This window comes from Mucilaginibacter pallidiroseus (assembly GCF_007846085.1).
Taxonomy (GTDB): Bacteria; Bacteroidota; Bacteroidia; order Sphingobacteriales; family Sphingobacteriaceae; genus Mucilaginibacter; species Mucilaginibacter pallidiroseus.
In genome coordinates, this window is sequence record NZ_VOEJ01000004.1 from 111988 (window position 1) to 133502 (window position 21515).

Sequence of the window (21515 nt, forward strand, 5' to 3'; positions counted from 1 at the left end):
CCCTGCGTAAAATACGCAGGGCAGTATAGTTACGGTTTGCAAATATGTTAAAAAGGATAACCTATTGCCAGGTTAAATATTGCATTATTAAAGCTTAAAGGTACGCTACGCGACCCTGCTGCATTAGGGAAGGGCCTTAACAGCGGGAAACCAAGATCGGTACGCAGCACCAGTACGGTGGCATCAAACCTTAAACCAAAGCCGGCATCAACTGCAAACTGCTTATAAAAGTCTTTTGTAAATGCATCGCCGCCTGTGCGTGTGTTGTAGTTCCAGATGTTACCTGCATCTGCAAACAAGGCACCATAAACAATGCTGAACAGTTTTGCGCGATATTCGACATTAGCTTCAACCTTGATGTCACCAGATTGGTCTGCAACAAATCCGCCGTTAAGCGCTGTTGAATTAACAGTGCCTGGACCTATAGACCGTGCCCTGAAACCTCTTAAGCTGTTTGGCCCGCCTATAAAAAACTGCTGGCTGTATGGTAACACAGTTGAGTTGCCATATGGTAAACCTACACCTACCAGAAAGCGGGTAGCCAGCTTGGTGCCGGTAGTTATCTTATGAAAGAAGCGTACTTCGTTTTCCAGTTTAACATACTGGTTAAATGGTGTGCCAAACAAGGTTTTAACTTTTCCACCCAAAGTATCTGCCCCGGATATAATACCCAACAGGTTGTTTGATAAACTTAATTTACCGCGGTAATAAAGGCTGTTGGTGCGGTAATCTTCGGTAGTGTTATCAAATGTATAGGCATAACTTACACCCACGGTAAACTGTGGGTCGATAACGTGTTTAAGCGCCGGGTTGTTTGATTTGGCAATACTATCTGTGTAAAGCTGCGACACGCTGCGGGGCTTCACGTAATTTACCTCGAGAATATTAAGCTCGTTTAACTTATGCAGGTTTGGTTTAAATTGATAACCGAACGATCCGCTGAAGGAGTTAAGCGAGTAAAGTTTTTGCCTTACTACAGATGTATAATTCAGCGTAAGGGTAGTACGTGGTATGTAAGCATTGTCTGACCGGAAATTGAACGGGCTTATCAGCCTTGGCCATGATAATGAGGTTTGCGCACCGTATTGGAATACGTTAAACCCGCCGTTTTGGCCACCCGCCTGCACATCCGTGCTTCCGAATAATGATACCGTTAACAGTTCGCCACCTTTAAATGCGTTGCGGTTTCTCCAGCTCAGGTTTATTTGCGAACCGGTGTAATTGGCAGAGCTGGTGCGGCCCAAAAGGTCTAACTGTAACGATTTACGTTTGTAGGGTGTCAGGAAATAATAAACATCCAGTTTTGGCGAATCCGGCGTAACATCTTCAAAACGATTTTTTACATACCTGTATGGCCCCAGGTTAATAAACCTGTTAAGCGAGTTGTTGTGTGTGGTACGGCTATAAGTATCATTAGGGCGCAAAAGCACTGTGTTGGCAAACAGATATGGGCGCGCAGTTTTGCGTGGATCTACAATGTTGTACCAACGATATGGCACTGCCTGATCGAGCTTAAGCGATGTATCGCGTAAAGAATAGTTAGGGTATACGTACAGATTACGAATGGTATATATCCACCTGGCCTGATCAGGCGTTTCCGGTTTGATACGCACAACCAGATCTACTTTATGATCGCTAACCGTGCTGTCAACCCTTATAATCAAGTGCTCGGGTGAGAAGTAAAAGAAACCCTCTTCCTTTAGCCTGCTGTCTATCCTGATACGCTCAGATTTAATTACATCAAGGTTGTACTTTTCACCGGGTTTAAGCAATGTTTCCTTCATTGTACCACGCACGGCAGTGTCCAGACTATTATCCGTTGCAGAAGGGAAAGACACCTTGTTGATGGTGTAAGATGGGCCTGCGTTTACTGTAAAAACAGCTTTTGCCGTACGTTCTTTTCCAACGGTATCGCCTTTAACGGTAGATTGAAAGTAGCTTTCATTTTGCAGGCGGTTCTGCATTATTTCGCTGTTCTTCTCAAGGTTTACCTGGCTCACAAACACCGGCGGCTGGCCGTATTTGCTCAAAAACTTCTGTATAAAATTGCTGCGGTTTTTGGTTTTATAGTACAACCACAATTTTATCCTCATGCCCAATAATTTGGAGTTGGGCACGGGACGTATCAGCGCTTTCATCTCCGATTTAATGTTCGAGGCATCTCCTTTAGCTATGTTCTTATCTGCAACCTTTACCTCGCCGCCGGTGTATAGTTTTTCGTTGGCGGGTATGTATTTGGTAGTGCTGCAGGAGTTAAGTAACACGCCCAGGAGTAATAAATATATTATACGTTTAATCATTGTAAGGTGGTTGTCTGGTTCTTTTCTCTTTCTTCTTTAGCCTTTTGTTGTTCGGCTTTTTCCTGCTCTTCTTTTTGCTTTTGCTCCTGTTTGTAGCGTCTGCGCATTTCGCGTTCTTCCGGGCTGCGCTTGCGGAATATCTCGCGGAAACGGTTGTAATCTACAGTAAGGGTAAAGCCTAAGCCCGTTTCAATAACCTGGCCCTGTATTACGATGTACTCATCCTTACGGTAAGCGCGCAAGCTGTAGCGGCCATCTTTACTAAGCTTGTAATTTACGGATACGTTACCCGCTATGTTTGACGTTTTTTGCCCCTGCTGTGCACCCTCCAGGTTAAAGTTGTTACCTACCGATACGGTGAGCCTGTCGTTCAGGAAGCGTTTTGATAAGCCGACATTAAGATCGGTACGGTTTGTTGCCGTTCCTGTTGAGTAATCCTGTCCTGATGTAAGCCCGAAATCAAGATCAACACCCGAGATAAGGCCGCCGGCCAGGTTGTTAAGCTGATCGGTGAGCAGGCCGCTTACAGAGTTACGGATAGCTCCGTCAAGACCTGCGCTGCCACCCTGGCTTTGTAGAGGGTTATCGCCTATGAAGTGACCAAGTATTAAAACGCCCAGCACCTGTTTGTTAAGTTCATTAGGGTCGTTCCTAACTTGTGCAAGGCGTGTATTTACGGTGTTTGTTACATCTGCCGATACGTTGTTATTTCCTTCGGGAAGCACGATGTCGAAACTGATAACAGGTTTAAGCAATTGCCCGCGTAAATTAAGATTTACGTTGAACGGTAACTTTTGCTTATACAAACCTTGGTTTGCATCTGATAGTTGATTTGCTACCAGATCGATAGGTGGCACGTTTGCAATGTAAACCGCAGTAAGGTCGATGTTGGCACTTGTAGGGTCGCCTGTCCACGTAATGGTGCTGCCTTTCTTGAAGTTAAACTTACGGGATACCGTTGCGTAAGATAGATTGTATGATCCGTCCTCAACGGTGTATGTACCGGTCAAACTGGTTTTACCGCTGGCATCAATACCACCATTCAAGTGAGCCTCACCGCGAATATTTACTACATCGCCATTACGCTCATCTATCACGATATTAAAGTTTGCTGCTTTGTCTATGTTAACGGTTGCCGTAACATCCAGCCCGGTAAGTTCCGACTGTTTAAGCGAGTCGAGCTGCCGCGCCATAAGTATGGAATCGGTTTTTGGCGCATCCTGGTCAAAAAACTCAACCACGCCTTTCCTGTCCTCAATACCGGGATCGGTAGTTGGCAGTACAAAGGTCATGTCGGTTTTATCATTAACGGTTAGGGTTGCGTCTACAACAGGCTTGGCCATGTCGCCACGCACTTTTACGTTGGCATCCATAAACAACTTACCATAAAACAACTTGTTATCGGCCTTGGTAGAGTTGATGACCCTAAAGTTATCCATCCGTATATCCATGCCAAACTTAAAGTCGGTATAAGTAGTGGTGTAAACCGCACCTCTGATAACAGCTTTATTGCCGGTCGAGTCGACCATCGTAAAGTCATTGAAGCGTATGCCTTCATCATTAAACGTAATGCTCTCTTTAGGCATAGTAAAATAAGAGTTAAGCATCGATACGTTAAAGCCTACCTGGTTAAAGTTTATTTTACCCCTAACGGCAGGCTTATCGGTTGTGCCTGTTATTTTTAAACCGCCGGTTATGTTGCCACTTGCATTGCGTATGCTGCCAAAGCTAAAGCCTTGTATGCTTTTCATGCTCAGATTTACGATGTTCAGGTTCATATCAAAGCGGCTCTCAGGCGTGGTATAGTACATACCCATTAAATCCACCTGGTTACCTTTACCCGTTACGCTTACATTTACATCAAATGCATTGGCTGTTTGGTTATTTACCTTGGCCGATATGTTGCCAACTGTGTCGCCTTTAAAGTTAAAGTTGCTTACATCCATAGCAGCGGTAAATACAGGCGATTTTTGCAGATTACTCACAACAGCGTTACCATTGATGGTACCCCCAATAAGCAACGAATCTTGCTTGGCCATCTTGGTGAGCGTTTCGATCTTAAAGTTTTTAAAGTCGACAGTTATTGGCGAATTAAACTCGCCCGAGTTGCTGTTGATGCTCAAAACCTGGTTGGCATTACTTAGGCTGAAGTTTCGCGCAAGGATACCCTTATTGCCGTATAAAAAGGCATTATTAGGGTTAACCGCCCAAGGCGTATAATCGAGCATAACACCGTCCTGTAAAAAGCTAAACTGGTACTGATTTGGCAACGCACTGAAGTTACCGGCAATACGATAGCGTTCTTTCTTTTGTGCATCGCGTACCTGCAGGCTTATGCCTAATATGTTGTTTTGCGCAGCACCGCTAATACTGGTGTAAAGCAGGTCGAGGTTCGAGCCAACTTTAATCTCGTCGGTAGTAAGGCTGTAGTTAAGTGCATTGTTGCCTGTATTTACAGCCAGTTTCATGTTATTAACGGTATTGGTGCCGTAAACAACGGTAGGGATAGAGCCGTTTAAAACCAGTTCGCCAGCTGTGGAGTTGAAGCGCCCGTTTATTATTACAGGATCAAGCGTTTTTAAATCCGGAACAAATTTTTCTACCAACGGGGTTTTAACAAAGCGTGCATCAAAATTAAATTGCTGCGGCGAGTACTTTACTTTAGGTCCGGCCTTTTTGCCAGCGGCAAGATTAGTATCGTAATATTTATTTATTACATCCTGTATAGCAGGGGCAATCTCGGTAAGCTTATACTTGCCGCCCATGTGCGCATAAAACATTGGCGTTTTAAGGCGCAGGCTGCTGCTATCGGCATTGGCGGTAGATATCAGGCTTACGGTGTCAAGCGCAATGCGCTGCGCCTTATTAATAACTAAAAGCTCGGTTGCCAATATATTAGCGTTCAGGTAATCTGGGTCGGCGGTTGGTACATCGGCCACAATTTTACCATGAAAGCGCATCGGGTCCTTAACAAATTTTAGTTTTTGCAGGTCAATGCTGTCAACCATCAGCGTAGCGTTTACCGATGGATACTTTTTGTTCATGTTTGCCTTTGCATCAAGCGCAAAGTTGATGTTTGGATCGCGCATTACGGCGTTTGCCACATAGCTGCCATTGCGCGCACTGCCTTTCATTTGCAGGTTGCGGTAATTGTAGCCTTTGATGTAGGAACTGGCAACATTGCCGTTAAACTGCAGGTTGGCTTTTTTAGGATCAAGACCGGCACCTTTGATATTGGCGCTCATGGTAACCATGCCAACCATTTGCGGTTGCTTGGTTAACGCACCTACGTTAAGGTTATTGGCTTTTATGTTTGCCGTATAAGTTTCGCTTCCCTTACGACTGCCGCTTTTCATGGCGGCTACCAAATCAACCGCGCCATAGCTGCTGCGCAGGTTCATTTTGGTGTTAAAGGTTTTCATCGACCCTTTGAATGTTCCCGTAAGGTTCATGTTCTCAGGTATGCTTACCGTTGGCGGGATGGTGCCCTTAGGTGCAAGGCGCACAATATCGCTGCGTGTTGTGCGGAAGTTTGCAATGTTAACATCAAAGTAGGCCTTTTCCACATCGGGCAGGCCGCGCATACTTGCAGATGCTTTTATGTAGGTATTGCCAAAACCGCTTATCTCGATGTTAGGAATGCGCAGGTTGTCTACTGTTCCGTTTACACGGCCATTGATTTTGATAACCGAATTTGGCGATGATTTAAAGGGCTCCATAGACGCCATTGTAGGCATCAGTAATAATATATCACCCAGGCTTAGCTTGCTGCCATCAAGGTTGGCGTTAATACTTAGCTTACCCAGGTTTTTGGTAAGTGATTCGATAGAAGGGTAGCCCACCTGCAGATCTTTCTGAATAACAGATTTCGGCGTTTCAACCAACAAGTCTTTGAGGTAGGCGCTTTTTGGCCGGTAGAAGAAGCTTGTATGGAACTTATTGATCTGTAAACCACTTTTCTCTTTAAAAGTAAATGCGTTTACACGGCCCGAAAGGCTGTCGGCTGTGTAAGAAATTTTCTCTACATCAGCGTTTAGGTCCTTGATGTTCATGTGCGCAAAATCGAGCCCGCGTGGCAGGGCCTTTTGCGCATCGTTATCAAACTTTATGTTGTTGTTGGTAAAAGTTACTTTGCCTAAATCAGCACTCCAGCTTTTTGCAGGTTTCCCGGCAGAGGTAAGGGTATCAAGCTTCTTAATGGTTTTATCAACCGCTTTCGCTACCGTTTTAGGTTTTTGTAAAAGTAAGCCTGCATTGGTATTATCTAATTGAATATTTTTAATGCCCACATGCTGGTTTTTCATGTCTATTTTATCCATGCTAACCAGCAACTTACCCAAATCAACCTTCGCATCCATTTCAGAGCTTTGGTAATCAACCTTGATTTTCTGAAAGTCGATATCACCTAACGACAGATCGAGCATAAGCGGTGCTGTGGCGGTATCAATTACAGCTGCCTGTTGTATGGATGAGCCGGCCGGTGTTTGGATAATTTTTGCGTTTACGCCGCTCAGGTTGATTTTGGGAATGGTGAACTTCATCTTGTCCAAATCAAAATCGGTAATGCGGGTATCAAAATGGCCGAGTAAAAATCTCACATCGTTGCCGGTAGTAACATCCTTATATTTAATATTAATACGATCCAGAATAACTTTATCAACCGAGAATTTCATGGTTGAGGTTGTGTCTTCCGGTTTAGGTTCTTTCTTTTGCTCGCCGGCAAAGGCTTTTATAATGTAGTCGAAGTTGAAAAGGCTGTCGGAGCCGCGGCTTACATTGGCGGTAATGCCTTCCAGGTTAATCTCATTTATCTCGACCTTGTTTTTTAAAAGCTTTAAAAGGGTAATATCAACCTTAAGCTTATCGCCTGCAATAAGGGTGTCTTTTTTTTGGTCCTCAAAATAAACATCCTCCAATACCAGTAGTTTTGGCAGGCCAAGGCTGATGTGCCCGATCTCTACCTTGGTATGGATCTTATTTTGCAAAAAAGTTACAGCTTTGTCTTTTGCGAAGTTTTGTACGGCGGGCACCTGTATCGAAATTACTACAAGTAATATCAAAAAAATTACACTCGCAATTATCCAAAGTATTGTTTTAAGGGCAATGCGTCCAAATCGATTCAAATTCGTAAAGATTAAAGTTACTACTGATAGTTGTACAAACAATGTGCTGCAAATAGCACAACAACGCATTTTGAACAGTACAGCCGGGGTAATTGTTTCTGTAAAACTGTTAAATGGCGCAATAAATGGGCAACGGCTCGTTTATAAAAATAATACTCAAATAAAAAATCGTTCCAAAGCTTAGCTGTTCAAATAAAGTTTTCAAGGCTACCTGTGGAAAATATAATGGCAGTTATGTGATTGTGCCACCTTTGTTTTTGGTAATTTTGTAATCCACCGATAATTCTCTCATGCCCAATTTTTCGCACTTACACGTACATACCCAATTTTCGCTGCTGGATGGTGCAGCAGACATATCCAAGCTGTACAAGAAAGCCGCTGCCGATGGTATGAAGGCCCTTGCCATTACAGACCATGGTAATATGTTTGGGGCATTTAAGTTTGTTGCCGAAGCGGGTAAGCACAACGTAAAACCCATTGTTGGTTGTGAGTTTTACGTGGTTGAAGACAGGCACATCAAGCAGTTTACCAAAGAGAAAAAAGATAAACGTTACCACCAGCTGATGCTGGCCAAAAATGCCGAAGGCTATAAAAACCTTATTAAACTTTGCTCGCTTGGTTACATGGAGGGCCTGTACAGCAAATGGCCGCGTATTGATAAGGAACTGATATTAAAGTACCATAAAGGTATCATAGCTACTACCTGCTGCCTGGGTGCATCGGTACCGCAGGCTATACTGCGCGATGGTGAGGCAGCTGCCGAAATTGAGTTTAAGTGGTGGCTCGATTTGTTTGGCGAAGACTTTTATATAGAGATGCAGCGCCACGACATTCCCGAGCAAAATACGGTGAATGCCGTGCTCATGAAGTTTGCCAAGAAGTACAATGTTAAGGTTATCTGCTCAAACGATTCGCACTATGTAGATCAACAAGACTCGAACGCGCATGATATTCTGCTTTGCGTAAACACCGGCGATTTGCAAAGCACCCCTATAGCTACCGATGAAGAAGGTGGTAAGGGCTACCGTTTTGGTTTTACCAACGACCAGTTTTACTTTAAAACGCAGGAAGAAATGGGCAAACTGTTCCATGATATTCCGGAGTCGCTTGATAATACCAACGAGATTGTTGACAAGGTTGACGTGCTGAAGCTTAAGCGCGATATCCTGCTACCCAATTACCAGATCCCACCTGAGTTTAAGATCCACAGCGATATAACACCGGATGCGGATACCCTTAACCAGTGGGAGTATTTAAAGCACTTAACGTTTACCGGCGCAAAAGAGCGCTATATTGATATAAGCCCCGAGGCAGAAGAGCGTATCAACTTCGAGTTGTTTACCATCCGTACCATGGGTTTTGCAGGGTACTTTTTAATTGTAGCCGATTTTATTAAGGCAGGGCGCGACATGGGCGTATTCATAGGACCGGGCCGTGGATCGGCAGCCGGGTCTGTGGTAGCGTATTGTATAGGTATTACCAATATCGATCCGCTTAAGTATAACCTGCTTTTCGAGCGTTTCCTAAACCCCGACCGTAAATCGATGCCGGATATTGATACGGATTTTGATGATGCAGGCCGCCAGCGTGTTATTGATTACGTGGTTGATAAATATGGTAAAAACCAGGTAGCGCAGATCATTACCTATGGATCAATGGCTGCACGTACCAGTATCCAGGATGTGGGCCGCGTGCTTGATATGCCCTTAAGCGAGGTAAATGCCATGAAAAAGCTTGTGCCCGAAACTTTGGGTATAAATCTTAAAACGGCAATTGACCAGGTGCCCGAGCTACAGGAAATATACAAGGCAAATGACCTGCGTGGTACCGTGCTGCGCGAGGCCGAGAAACTGGAAGGATCTGTACGTAACACGGGTGTGCACGCTGCCGGTATCATTATTGCTCCTTATGACCTTACCGAAATTGTACCGGTTGCTACCGCAAAGGACTCCGACCTGCTGGTTACCCAGTATGATGGCCGTGTAATTGAAGATGCAGGCGTTATCAAGATGGACTTTTTGGGCCTTAAAACCCTTACCATTATTAAGGATGCGCTGCGGTTGATCAAGCAAAATCACGGCATTGAGATAGATATCGACTACATTCCCCTGGAGGATGAACAAACATATGCGCTTTACCAGCGCGGTGATACCAATGGCACCTTCCAGTTTGAAAGTGATGGTATGCAAATGTACCTGCGCGACCTTAAGCCCGATAAGTTTGAGGATTTGATTGCCATGAACGCGCTTTACCGCCCGGGCCCGATAGAGTATATACCCAACTTCATCAAACGTAAACATGGCCAGGAGCCGATAGTGTTTGACCTTGAGGACATGGAAGAATACCTGGGCGAAACCTATGGCATAACCGTGTACCAAGAGCAAGTGATGCTTTTGTCGCAAAAGTTAGCAGGATTTAGTAAAGGCGACGCCGACGTTTTACGTAAGGCAATGGGTAAAAAGCAAATTGAGGTACTTAACAAAATGGAGGCCCAGTTTATGGACGGGGCCATGGCTAAGGGCCATCCTAAAGATAAGCTTACTAAAATTTGGACCGACTGGAAAGCTTTTGCGCAATACGCTTTCAATAAATCGCACTCCACATGCTACGCTTTTGTAGCCTACCAAACGGCTTACCTAAAAGCGCATTATCCGCCGGAGTATATGGCTGCGGTATTAAACAACCAAAACAGTTTGGAGAAGCTTACCTTTTTTATGGAGGAAGCGCGCCGCATGGGTATCGAGGTACTAGGCCCGGATATTAATGAGAGTGATATGTCGTTCTCGGTTAACAAGCGCGGGCAAATTCGTTTTGGCCTTGCGGGTGTAAAAGGCGTTGGTGAAAAGGCTGTTGAAAGCATTATTGAGGTACGTAACGAGGGCGGCCCCTACAAAAGCGTTTATGATTTTGCCCAACGCTCAAATACGCGCTCCGTTAACCGTAAATCGTATGAGAACCTGGTTTACGGTGGTGCTTTTGATGAGTTTGGCATACGCCGTTCGCAATTCTTTGCTAAAACAGAAAACGGCCTGCTAACAGGGGTGGAGCGTTTAATTAAATACGCTAACGATTATCAAAACACGCAAAACAGCTCGCAGTCGTCATTATTTGGCGGTTCGGTAGCGTCATACATTCCTGAACCGGCCATGCCGGAGGCCGAAGAATGGGGACTAATTGAGAAGTTGAAGTACGAGAAAGACGTAATAGGAATTTACCTAACAGGCCACCCTTTGGATAACTATCGGTTCGAGATGGGTAAATACTGTAATACCACCATTACCGAATTGAAAGTGCTGCAAAAGGCACGATCTGGCGAGGGGGGGGAAGAGGTAATGGCCAAATTTGCTGAACTGCGCAAACGCGGCGAAATATGCATTGGCGGTTTAGTTACCAGCGTACAGCACAAATTTACCAAAATGGGCAAACCTTTTGGCGCATTTGTATTGGAAGATTATAATGACTCGTACGAGTTTGCCTTTTTTGGTGAGGATTATGCCAAGTTCCGCAATATGTTGGTAGAAGGCTACTTTATGCACATCAAGGGTAATATTGAAGAAAAATTCCGGCAGAAGGATAACTGGGATTTGCGGGTAACCAGCATGAGTTTACTATCTGAAATGCGCGATAAACTAAGCAAATCATTGACGGTGTGTGTTGATGTACGCCAGCTGAACAGCCAATTTTTAAACAGCCTGGAACAAGCTATAAATACCAATAATGAAAAGTACCCGTCAAAAAGCTGTACCCTCAAATTCAAAGTAATGGATGGAGAAGAATCGATGACGGTTGATCTGTCGTCCAAGTTGGTTAAGGTAAGCCCAAGCGATGAATTGATGGAGGATATTTACAATCTTACCAGCCTAAGGGCAGTATTGCAGTAAGGTATTTACAGAATAAGAAGCCCCTTGGTTTATCAACGGGGCTTCTTGTTTTAAGCACAAATATCAAGTTAAAGGTATCTCGAAGTAAAAGGTGGAGCCTACATCCGGCTCGCTCTCTACCCAAATTTTTCCGTTGTGCCTGGATATGATCTCGGCAGAAAGGTACAAGCCGATACCAAAGCCTGATACCGAACTGGTTTTATGGTTGGATACACGGTAAAAGCGTTCAAACAGTTTTTGTACATCCTCCGGCTGTATACCACGGCCCTCGTCTTTAACGCTCACAGTTACTTTACCCTCGCTTTGGTAGGTGCTTATAAAAATTGATTTGCTGTGGTCGGCATATTTAACGGCGTTGTTTAACAAGTTTGTCACTACCTGTCCGATTTTATCCCTGTCAGCATTTACAATTATGCGGCCCGCTGCAGGTTCGAAAACAATATCGTGATTAGGAGATATTAATAAAACATCGCCTGATACCTCATAAAGCAGGTCATTAAGATCGAATTCCTCTTTGCTCAGCAAAATTTTACCCGAATCGAGCCTTGAGATGTCAAGAAATCCGCTTATCATCTTGTTCATTTTATCAATTTGCAAGTTGGTTTTGCGGAGAGCATTAGTAGAAAATTCGTCGCCGGCCTTTTGCAATCTGCTGTTGAGCATTTGTGTATAAGCCTTAATAGATGTCAGGGGAGTTTTAAGCTCATGGCTAACCATGGCAATAAAGTCGTTTTTCCGTATTTCGTCCTGCTTTTGCTCGGTAATATCCACCAATATTCCGGAAAAGCTTGCAGGGTAATCTGGTGTTACGTAAAACATTTTACCGGTTACACGCAGCCACACCCTTTCCTTGCTCATAGGATTATTAACCGGAAATTCAAGATCAAATGGCTTGCTGTTTTTAATGCCGTTATCAAGCGCATCGGCCACAATTTTACGATGGTCATGGTCAACCATGTTTAGCAGTGCGGCAATGGTTATTTCCTCATTTTTAGGAAGCCCCATTATTTCTGATGCCCTTAAAGAGAGTGTTACACGGCCGCTATTTGGGTCGGCACTCCAGGTTCCCATACCAGCCGAGTCAATTGCCATCCTGAATTGAACCTGAGCCCACTCGGTGTGCTTACGGGCAATATAAGTTTCAGTAATATCTTCTAAAATTACCAAAATGCCGCTTACATTACCATCGTTGTCAAATATTGGCTGATAGGTGGAGTTTACTATGGCTGTACGCGTTTGCCCATCAAGCGTAGGCATTTGCAGCATTACCTCATGGTTTATTTTTGACTGTTTGGTAACAAGCACTTCATCCAACCAGTTACCAATGCCCTGGTTATGCACAAAAGGCCGCGCTATGGCATGTGGTTTATCCAAAACATCTTCGCGGCGGCTTCCCCATATGTTTATTATGGTATCGTTCGCTTGTTCAATAACATGGTTTGGGCCGGTAAGTACGGCAATACCTATTGGTGCTTTTTCATAAATGTTGGCAAGGCGCTGTTCGCTTAATTTCAGTTCAGTGAATAACCCCTGCAACTTCCCGCGGGTGTCGGCTAGTTCATTATTGGCCGACTGGAGTTCCTCGTTAATGGCATTGAGCTCCTCATTTATAGCGATGTATTCTTCGTTAAGCGAACTTAACTCATTATTTGCATTGTTAAGCTGCTCATTGGCGCTGTGGTATTCTTCATTTAACGAGGCTACTTCTTCATTTGTTGAATTGAGTTCGTCGTTTTTTTCCAGGAAAACCGTATTTAGGGCTGTCAGCTCACGATTGGTTTGCTGCAGTTCAAACATCAATTCTTCCCTTACCCGTTTTGCTTCATCAGCCAGTTTCTTGGCCAGGTAACGCTCGGTTACATCTTGCGCCGTATGAAGGATGCACAGCATATTTCCATCAGCATCCTTAATAGCCCGGTAACTAAAATCAAAGTAGGCAGTTTGCAGTTTGCCGTTAATCAGTAATTCGGCAGGCGTATCAACCGCCACGTAGGTTTCCATTGTTTCCCAAACAGTTTTGAGCAAACCTATAAATTCCTGGGTATTAAGTTCGGGTACAGCTTCGGTAAGAGGCATTCCGACAATATCACGACTGCGTCCCCAAAAAGAGAGCATAGCATCGTTGGCCATTTCAATAACAAGATCGGCAGATGTGTATATAGCCGTCGCATCTTTTGATAGCGCCAATATTTCGAGTAGTACGCTGTCTGTTAATCGATGGTTATTAAAAGGCATTAATCAAAATTAGGTATGGTAAAAATAGCTTAAAGCCTGCAATAATTATAATTAGAAGTTAACTTTACTTATTCCTATTTGCTATCCTGTTAAAACTACGTTAGGCATTGTAAACGTTTTCAACAGCTATTTTAACTGCTTTGAACTTATACGAAACAGAACGTGCTGTCATATAGTTAAGTGTTAATAATATAATTGTCACATTGTCATGCCCTCACTTGTGGCAAGCTATTTGAATACTATATATTTGTAACATATTATTAAAAAATAGAAATCATGGCTTTAGAAATAACTGATGCAAACTTCGAAGAACTTGTTCTTAAATCAGATAAACCTGTACTTGTAGATTTTTGGGCAGAGTGGTGCGGTCCATGTAGAATGGTAGGCCCGGTGGTAGAAGATATTGCTAAAGAATACGATGGCAAAGCCGTTGTAGGTAAAGTGAATGTTGACAATAACCCAGGCATATCAATGAAGTACGGTATCCGTAACATCCCGGCGCTTTTATTCTTTAAAAACGGCGAAATAGTTGACAAGCAAATTGGTGCGGTGCCAAAATCAGTATTGGCTGATAAATTGGTTAAGCAATTAGCATAATTAATATCATCATATAATAAAAAAGGCTTCGGTGGATAATCCTCGAAGCCTTTTTTGTTATGTTTAGTTGCTTCCCACCGGGAGGGACAGGGAGGCTGTTACATCCTACTCACGCTGCCGCTGCCCGCTTTTGAGCTTGATATGTTCCTGGCGGCACCGGTGTAGTGAATATCACCTGATCCTGTTACAGATGCATCAATTTTCTCTGCTGCGTTAACGCGGGCATCGCCGCTACCGGCAACCCTAACCGAAGTATTTGTAGTAGCCAGGCTTTGACCGGTAAAATCGCCCGAGCCAATTACGCTCACATTTGATGTTTCGGCACGGCCGCTTACTGTGATATCGCCTGAGCCGGATACGCTGCTCTCCAAATCCTTCACATCAAGTTTTCCGCTGATATCACCTGAGCCAACTACCTTTAATTTAAGAGATGTTGCTTTTAAGCCGTCTTTAAAAAATACATCGCCCGAACCTGATAGGCTAACGGCGTTTACATTTTTAATAGACACATAAACAATCATCTTATTGTTTTTGCCCCAGCTCCAATTGATGCCATTGTTGTTTTTGATGTAGATATTTAATACGCCGCCTTTAACCTCGGTAATGATACGATCGATAACGTTGGAAGGTGCATCAACCTTTACCGACTCTGTTGACCCCTGGGTTATATAAACATCAAATGAGCCTGATACGCTTACAGCGTTAAAGCCTGTAAGATGGCGATCTTCAGTGCTATAGGAATTGCTGTAATTTAAAGCTGTTTTAATAGGTGTAGCGATAGTAGCGCTGGTAGCCATGGTAAGGCCTGCGGCCAATAGTAAATTATTTAAAGATCTCATAGTTAATTGTGTTTAGTACCTATTAGATGCACTTTGTATCAGAAAAGTTGCAGGGCGATGAAAATTTATTTTTTGGCGCTGCAATCAATGTAGATGGCGTTGCCATGCTATCCCTCGCAACAACATATCAGATGTATTTGTTACAACACATACAACCGCGTCATTGCGAACGATAGTGAAGCAATCTTCGCCGTACAGGTTGTAATTTACATATCAAATGGATTGTTTTTTGCCTTGCAAGGAAGTGTTGGAAAACATAAACGCGCCCGTATAAACGAGCGCGTTTTCTTTGTCATGCTGAGTAGCGTGTGTTTTTATTAATCTACCAGCACACCTACGTAATAATTAAAGGTATCTACCTCAATATTATCTTTGTTAACACCGTCAATATTAAGCGGGGTAAAACGGTTACGCAGATTTACAAATTTATATTCGCCGCCTTTTGCGCGGATTTTTACCGGAATGTTAAAGTCGGGAACGTCGCTTATCCAGCGGGCCATTAGCTTGCCGTTAATGGTGATTATTTCTACTATTGGCAAGTTTTTGTATTTTAGATATTGGTCAAAAACAGGGGTGAGCTTCACGCCGCTTTCCTGGTTTATGTAGTTTACAACTTGATCGTAGGTAACGGTTTGATGGTAAAATACCTTGTTAAGGCCCCGTAAAATATTGCGCCATTTCTCATCATCATTAATGATGGTACGCAGCATATTTAGCATGTTACCGCCTTTAGGGTACATATCTCCCGAACCTTCCTTGTTAACGCCATAAGGGCCAACAATTGGGCCATCGTTATTGATGCCCAGGCGGGTGCCGTGTATATATTCCTGGGCGGCTTGTTTGCCGTAATAGCTTTCAATAAATAACGATTCGCTATAGTTGGTAAAACTTTCATGTATCCACATGTCGCCCAAGTCTTTACTGGTAATGTTATTACCAAACCATTCGTGGCCGCTTTCATGCACTACAATGAAATCCCATTTTAAGCCCCAGCCCGTTCCGGATAAGTCGCGGCCAAGGTAGCCGTTGCGGTATTTATTACCATAAGCCACGCCGCTTTGGTGTTCCATACCAAGGTGAGGGGTTTCAACCAGTTTGTAACCGTCCTCATAAAAAGGGTAGGGGCCAAACCAATGCTCAAATGATTTTAGCATACGGGGCACTTCAAAACCCCATTGTTTTTTAGCTTTTTCCAGGTTATAAGCCAGTGGCCAGAAATCAAGCGTGAGCTTGCCTTTTTCGCCCTGGTAGCTGCTGGTGTAATGGGCATAGTCGCCTATATTGGCTTCAATATCATAATTATTGATAGGGTTAGCAATAAACCAATCGAACCGGGTATAGCCGTCTTTAAGTTGCGTTACTTTTCGCAGACGCCCGTTTGAAACATCTTTTAAGCCTTTAGGCACGCTGATGCTTACCATGGCGCTGTCAACCTCATCATCCTGCTGATCCTTAGTTGGCCACCAAACGCTGGCGCCCATGCCCTGGCAGGCAGTAGCTACGTGTGGCTTGCCAAGTGAGTCTTTGGCAAACTGTACCCCGCCGTCCCATGGTGCACGTTTAGCCTCCGTAGGGTTGCCCGAATAGTAAACGGTGAATTGGTCCTTCGCACCCTTAACAATAGTTTGTGGGAAGGTTACAAATACCGCGTTAAACTCCCGTGTGTATGGTAGTTCTTTCCCCTTGTAAACTACTTTCTCCAGTTTAAGATTGTTCCACAGGTCGAACTGCAGCTTTGTAAAATCCTGCTCGCTGGTAAATTTAAACAGTACGTTGCCACTGATGAACTTTTTATCGATGTCAAACTTAATATCCAAGTGATAATAGTTGATATCATAACAGGTGCGAAAAGGCGAGGTTAAAGAGCCGCGCAAGGTATCTGCACGGGTGAAGGTTTCCTTATGGGTGCCGAGTTGCGCATGGGCGTTTAATGTAAAAGCGGTTAGCACCGCAAGTGCTAACAGTAATCTTAATTTCATTCTGCTGTATTTTAGTCATCCTGAACTTGTTTCAGGATCTCATATTTAGTTTTAAGCTTAGCATTTGGGATGCCGAAATAAATTCGGCATGACCATGTTTTATGTGAAGAATAAATGTCGTTGCGAGCGATAGTGTGGCAATCTCGCCGCTTATTTTCTGAACGCGATAAGATTACCGCTTTACTGCGCTCCTCGCAATGACAAAAGGTTTAACAAAAGAAACTAATCTCTTATCGCCAACCTTTTATCTCTAAAGTCTACTTCAGCACTTCTACATCCACGTAGCTGTCATTGTAAACGGTTTCGGTAGCTTTAATGTAGTCGCTTTCGTTGGCTTTGTATGGGTTTTCTACAAATTTCTGCGGGTTGCGCGCAAACAGCGGGAAGGCTGTGCTTTGTACCTGTATCATAATGCGGTGGCCTGCTTTAAAGGTGTGCAATACATCATTCAGTTTAAAGTTAACCGCTGTTTTTTGATTGGCAACCAAAGCCTCGGGTTTTTCAAAGCTGTTGCGGAAGCGGGCCGGCATTACCTGGCTGCGTACCATTTGCTGGTAGTTGCTCATAATAATGTTCTTGTTTGGCTGGTTAGGGTTATTGGCCGCATCCGGTGGGTAAACGTCTATCAGTTTTACAAAAAAGTCGGCATCAGTACCGGTGGTGGCAATTTTTAGGTTGGCCATGATCTCGCCACCAAGCGTCATATCCTCGGTCAACACATCTGTCTGGAAAACCAAAACATCTGGCCTGCGGCCTGCAAAGCGTTGGTCCTCGCTCATGTAGTTGTGCGGCGTAAAGCCCATAGTGGTGCTGTTGTCTTCGGTATATGGTACAGGTTTAAGCGGATCGCTGATGTAGCTTGTTGAGCCGGCCGCACTTGGTGCCGTAGTAGCAAGTTTACCATCGTTATTCAGGTAAAACTTAACGTGTGTTGCCGCGGGTGATGGCCATTTATCGAATTTGCGCCACTCGTTTTTGCCTGTGTTGAACATATAAGCGTCGGGCAGGCCCGAATTTTTGTCGCCGCTGCCTTTCAGGAAATGGTTGAAGAACTTTTGCTCAATTTGGGTTTGATAAAAAGTGGCAATACTATCGCCAAAATAAACATTGCTATGGAAGGTGTGCCCTGTCTCGCGCGACCAGCGGCCATGCCCGAACGGACCCATTACAATAGTGTTATAAGCCGACGGATCTTTCTTCTCGATGGTTTTATAAATAGCCAACGGGCCTGTTAAATCTTCGGCATCAAACCAGCCGCCAACCAGCATCACCGCAGGTTTCACTTTGTTGTAGTGTTTTAACAGGCCACGTTTTTGCCAAAACTCATCGTAGTTTGGGTGATTAATCGTTTCCTGCCAGTAAAAATTGTCTTTGTAATATTTGTCGGCGTTTTTAAGCGGGCCCATGTCCAGCAAAAACTGGTAGCCATCGCGTGTGCCCGGGTTGATCATGGTATTTTGATACCACGCTTTAGATGTTGTATCAGTTTTTTGTACACCAAATACCGGGAAGGTAAAAAAGTAGCTTTCAAGGAAAGCACCGTTATGGTGAAAGTCGTCAAAGAAAAAGTCTGATATTGGTGCCTGCGGTGATGAAGCCTTTAGAGCCGGGTGATTACTTAAAATACCTGCGGCAGTGTAAAAGCCCGGGTAGCTAATGCCCCACTGGCCCACGCGACCATTATTGCCTGTAACATTTTTGATCAGCCAGTCGATAGTGTCATAAGTATCGCTGCCCTCGTCAACATCTTTTTTGCTTTTCTTGTTATCTATAACGGGCGTCATATTGGTCCAGGTGCCTTCGCTTTTGTAGCGGCCGCGCACATCCTGGTATACGAAAATATAACCTTCCTGCATCATGAATTTTGAGGGACCAACCTGGCCCGGATATTTAGTTTCGCCATATGGTGCAACGCTGTAACAGGTACGCTGCATTACAATAGGGTATTTGTTTTTGGCCGATGCATCTTTAGGAGAGTAGATCGATGTAAACAACTTTACGCCATCGCGCATGGTTATGTACACATCCTTTTTGGTGTAGTGCTCTTTTACGTAGCTGCTTTGGGCAAAAGCGCCGCTGCAAGCCGCCGTAAAAACAAATAAGAGGGCTAAAATTTTTTTCATGATGGGTTGATCAGTTATTAGTAACAATAGGGCTGTAATTTACTAAGTATATAATTAATAAGCTACATGTTACAACGATGTTACAAAAGCAACATTGTTTCATTTGTCGCTATAAGTTGTAGGTAGTACTATTATGCATTTATATTAAATTTGGTTATGCGTAAATTTACCTTCGCTCATCTAGAAATCCGAAAATTAAGCTTTTCAGATTTACTTTGGCTATTTGTATTTATCTGCGTCGTAGTAGCGCTGTTTGCTTTCGAAGCAAAGGGAGTCCATAAGAATGCCTTTATAGTACTATTCGGTGGTCAGATGGGAATTGCATACCTTGTATTGACTACACAATTCGGCTTGCGGTTTCGAAGTGCACATTTTTCGCTATTTTGGTTTATTTTAAGCCTGTTGTTTTTAAGGGTAGGCATTCCTATATCTTTTTTGTCAATCAGTTTATTTGTTTTGTACCACCTCTTAAGGTTTATTTTCTTTCTTAAATATGGCCGCGAATTTATTCCATTTAATCTTGGTCGAGGTTTTCAGTTTTACCGTCAAGTCGATAATATTGAAAGGCAGGGTGGAACAAATCACGACAAAGACTTTATGAAGTTATTAGCTATAGTTGGGTTCGCTATTTTGATAGCTTGCCTTTAGGTATAGTTGGCATAAAAATCAGCTAATAGTTTCACGCAGCATTTTAGTTATTAGCTTATTTGAAGATTGCTTCGTACCTCGCCAAGACGAAGTTGGATTTTAAAGCCGCGAATTTGTTTGTTGTCAAATAAAAATCACTGCCTTACTTAACAGAGCACTAATCGCACAAGGGTTATCTTCATACTCAAATTACGCTAATTTATTAGGCTTAAATGTGCATTGTCAATCCATCAACATTTTAATCAAATACCTATTTATTAGGCCTTATATATTCGCTAACTTTGCGGGCTATAAATACACACTACTATGCAATATGATGTTATCGTTATAGGTTCGGGCCCTGGTGGATACGTGGCTGCCATACGCTGCGCACAGCTGGGTATGAAAACCGCTATTGTCGAAAAATATAATACACTTGGAGGTACCTGCCTTAACGTGGGTTGTATCCCGTCAAAAGCTTTGCTTGATTCTTCCGAGCATTTCCATAATGCTGCACATGCTTTCGCATCTCACGGTATAAAATTAGATAACCTGGCTTATGATTTCGGCCAGATGATTAAACGCAAACAGGAAGTTGTAGATGCCAATACAAGCGGTATCAGTTTCCTGATGAAAAAGAACAAAATTGACGTACACAATGGTGTAGGTTCATTTAAAGATAAAAATACCATCACGGTTACCAAGGCCGACGGTATCGCTACCGAGATCACTGCTAAAAATGTGATAATTGCTACCGGTTCAAAACCATCGAGCCTGCCTTTCCTGAAGATCGATAAAAATCGCATCATCACATCAACGGAAGCTTTGACGCTTAAAGAAGTGCCTAAGCACCTGATCTTGATTGGTGGCGGTGTTATTGGCCTGGAGTTAGGTTCGGTTTATGCACGTTTGGGTGCCAAAGTATCTGTAATTGAATTTATGGATGGTATTATCCCTACAATGGATAAAGGCCTTGGCCGCGAATTGCAAAAGGTGCTTAAAAAACTCGGAATGGAATTTTACCTGGGCCACAAAGTAACCGGCGCAACTGCCGAAGGTGATGAGGTTACCGTTACGTTTGATAACCCTAAAGGCGAGAAGCAAGAACTTAAAGGCGACTACTGCATGGTAGCCGTTGGCCGTGTTGCTTATACCGATGGCTTGGGCTTAGATAAAATTGGTATAACCGTTGAAGAGCGTGGCCGCAAAATACCGGTGGACGAGCATTTGGAAACAAGCGTTAAAGGTGTTTATGCTATTGGCGATGTTATTAAAGGCGCTATGCTTGCGCATAAGGCCGAGGATGAAGGTACGTTTGTTGCCGAATTGATTGCCGGACAAAAACCACATATTAACTATAATCTTATACCGGGTGTGGTTTATACCTGGCCGGAGGTTGCCGCTGTTGGTTATACCGAAGAGCAGCTTAAGGAAAAAGGCGTTAAATATAAAGCCGGCTCGTTTCCGTTCAAAGCAAGTGGCCGTGCCCGTGCCAGCGGCGACCTTGATGGTTTTGTAAAGGTTTTGGCTGATGCTGCTACCGACGAAATTTTAGGTGTACACATGATAGGTCCGCGTGCTGCAGATATGATTGCCGAGGCGGTTATAGCAATGGAGTTCCGTGCCAGTGCAGAGGATGTTACTCGTGCAAGCCACGCACACCCAACCTACACCGAAGCCATGCGCGAGGCCTGCCTTGCCGCAACAGAGAATAGAGCAATACATATATAATCGCATTTTATTGGTGCTTTTAGAGGTGCCCAAGGAAATGCGGTTTAATAATGATATCACAAAGCAGAACAATTAACTTG

10 protein-coding genes are annotated in these 21515 nt (G+C 43.7%); 4 read left to right on the forward strand and 6 right to left on the reverse strand.

Translation table 11 applies throughout. The annotated features are described in order from the left end of the window. Positions 1-47 precede the first annotated feature (47 nt). Both tamL and FPZ43_RS09835 read right to left on the reverse strand, forming a co-directional pair. Positions 48-2300, reverse strand: a complete 2253-nt coding sequence (gene tamL, locus FPZ43_RS09830) for a translocation and assembly module lipoprotein TamL (RefSeq protein ID WP_146381743.1) — start codon at positions 2298-2300, stop codon at positions 48-50. After that, the gene (locus tag FPZ43_RS09835) at positions 2297-7423 is read right to left on the reverse strand and encodes a translocation/assembly module TamB domain-containing protein (RefSeq protein ID WP_146381744.1); all 5127 of its coding nucleotides are present in this window, start codon (positions 7421-7423) and stop codon (positions 2297-2299) included. Before FPZ43_RS09835 ends, tamL begins: the two co-directional genes overlap by 4 nt. 290 nt (positions 7424-7713) lie before the next feature. Between FPZ43_RS09835 and dnaE the strand changes: the two genes are divergently transcribed. Next, the gene (gene dnaE, locus FPZ43_RS09840; RefSeq protein WP_146381745.1) at positions 7714-11304 is read left to right on the forward strand and encodes a DNA polymerase III subunit alpha; all 3591 of its coding nucleotides are present in this window, start codon (positions 7714-7716) and stop codon (positions 11302-11304) included. 63 nt (positions 11305-11367) lie between these two features. Here dnaE and FPZ43_RS09845 read toward each other — a convergent pair whose 3' ends face one another. Next, positions 11368-13539 (reverse strand): ATP-binding protein, encoded by a 2172-nt coding sequence (locus FPZ43_RS09845; RefSeq protein WP_146381746.1) that lies wholly within the window; start codon positions 13537-13539, stop codon positions 11368-11370. Positions 13540-13815: 276 nt separating this feature from the next. On the opposite strand from FPZ43_RS09845, the gene trxA reads away from it, so the two are divergent. Then, the gene (gene trxA / locus FPZ43_RS09850; protein WP_146381747.1) at positions 13816-14136 is read left to right on the forward strand and encodes a thioredoxin; all 321 of its coding nucleotides are present in this window, start codon (positions 13816-13818) and stop codon (positions 14134-14136) included. Positions 14137-14234: 98 nt separating this feature from the next. On the opposite strand, the gene FPZ43_RS09855 is transcribed toward trxA, so the two are convergent. From FPZ43_RS09855 to FPZ43_RS09865, 3 genes are all read right to left on the reverse strand, one after another. Next, complete coding sequence (locus FPZ43_RS09855; RefSeq protein WP_146381748.1) at positions 14235-14975, reverse strand: head GIN domain-containing protein; 741 nt, start codon at positions 14973-14975, stop codon at positions 14235-14237. A 317-nt stretch (positions 14976-15292) separates the two neighbouring features. Continuing rightward, on the reverse strand, positions 15293-16954 hold the full coding sequence (locus FPZ43_RS09860) for a M1 family metallopeptidase (RefSeq protein ID WP_146381749.1): 1662 nt from the start codon (positions 16952-16954) through the stop codon (positions 15293-15295). A gap of 257 nt (positions 16955-17211) precedes the next feature. Further along, positions 17212-19077, reverse strand: a complete 1866-nt coding sequence (locus tag FPZ43_RS09865) for a CocE/NonD family hydrolase (RefSeq protein WP_146381750.1) — start codon at positions 19075-19077, stop codon at positions 17212-17214. A gap of 156 nt (positions 19078-19233) precedes the next feature. Between FPZ43_RS09865 and FPZ43_RS09870 the strand changes: the two genes are divergently transcribed. Then, positions 19234-19725: a hypothetical protein gene (locus FPZ43_RS09870; protein ID WP_146381751.1), complete on the forward strand. Its 492-nt coding sequence runs from the start codon at positions 19234-19236 to the stop codon at positions 19723-19725. A gap of 306 nt (positions 19726-20031) precedes the next feature. After that, positions 20032-21435 carry a dihydrolipoyl dehydrogenase gene (lpdA, locus tag FPZ43_RS09875; RefSeq protein WP_146381752.1) on the forward strand — a complete coding sequence of 468 codons (1404 nt, stop codon included), beginning with the start codon at positions 20032-20034 and terminating at the stop codon, positions 21433-21435. Positions 21436-21515 lie beyond the last annotated feature (80 nt).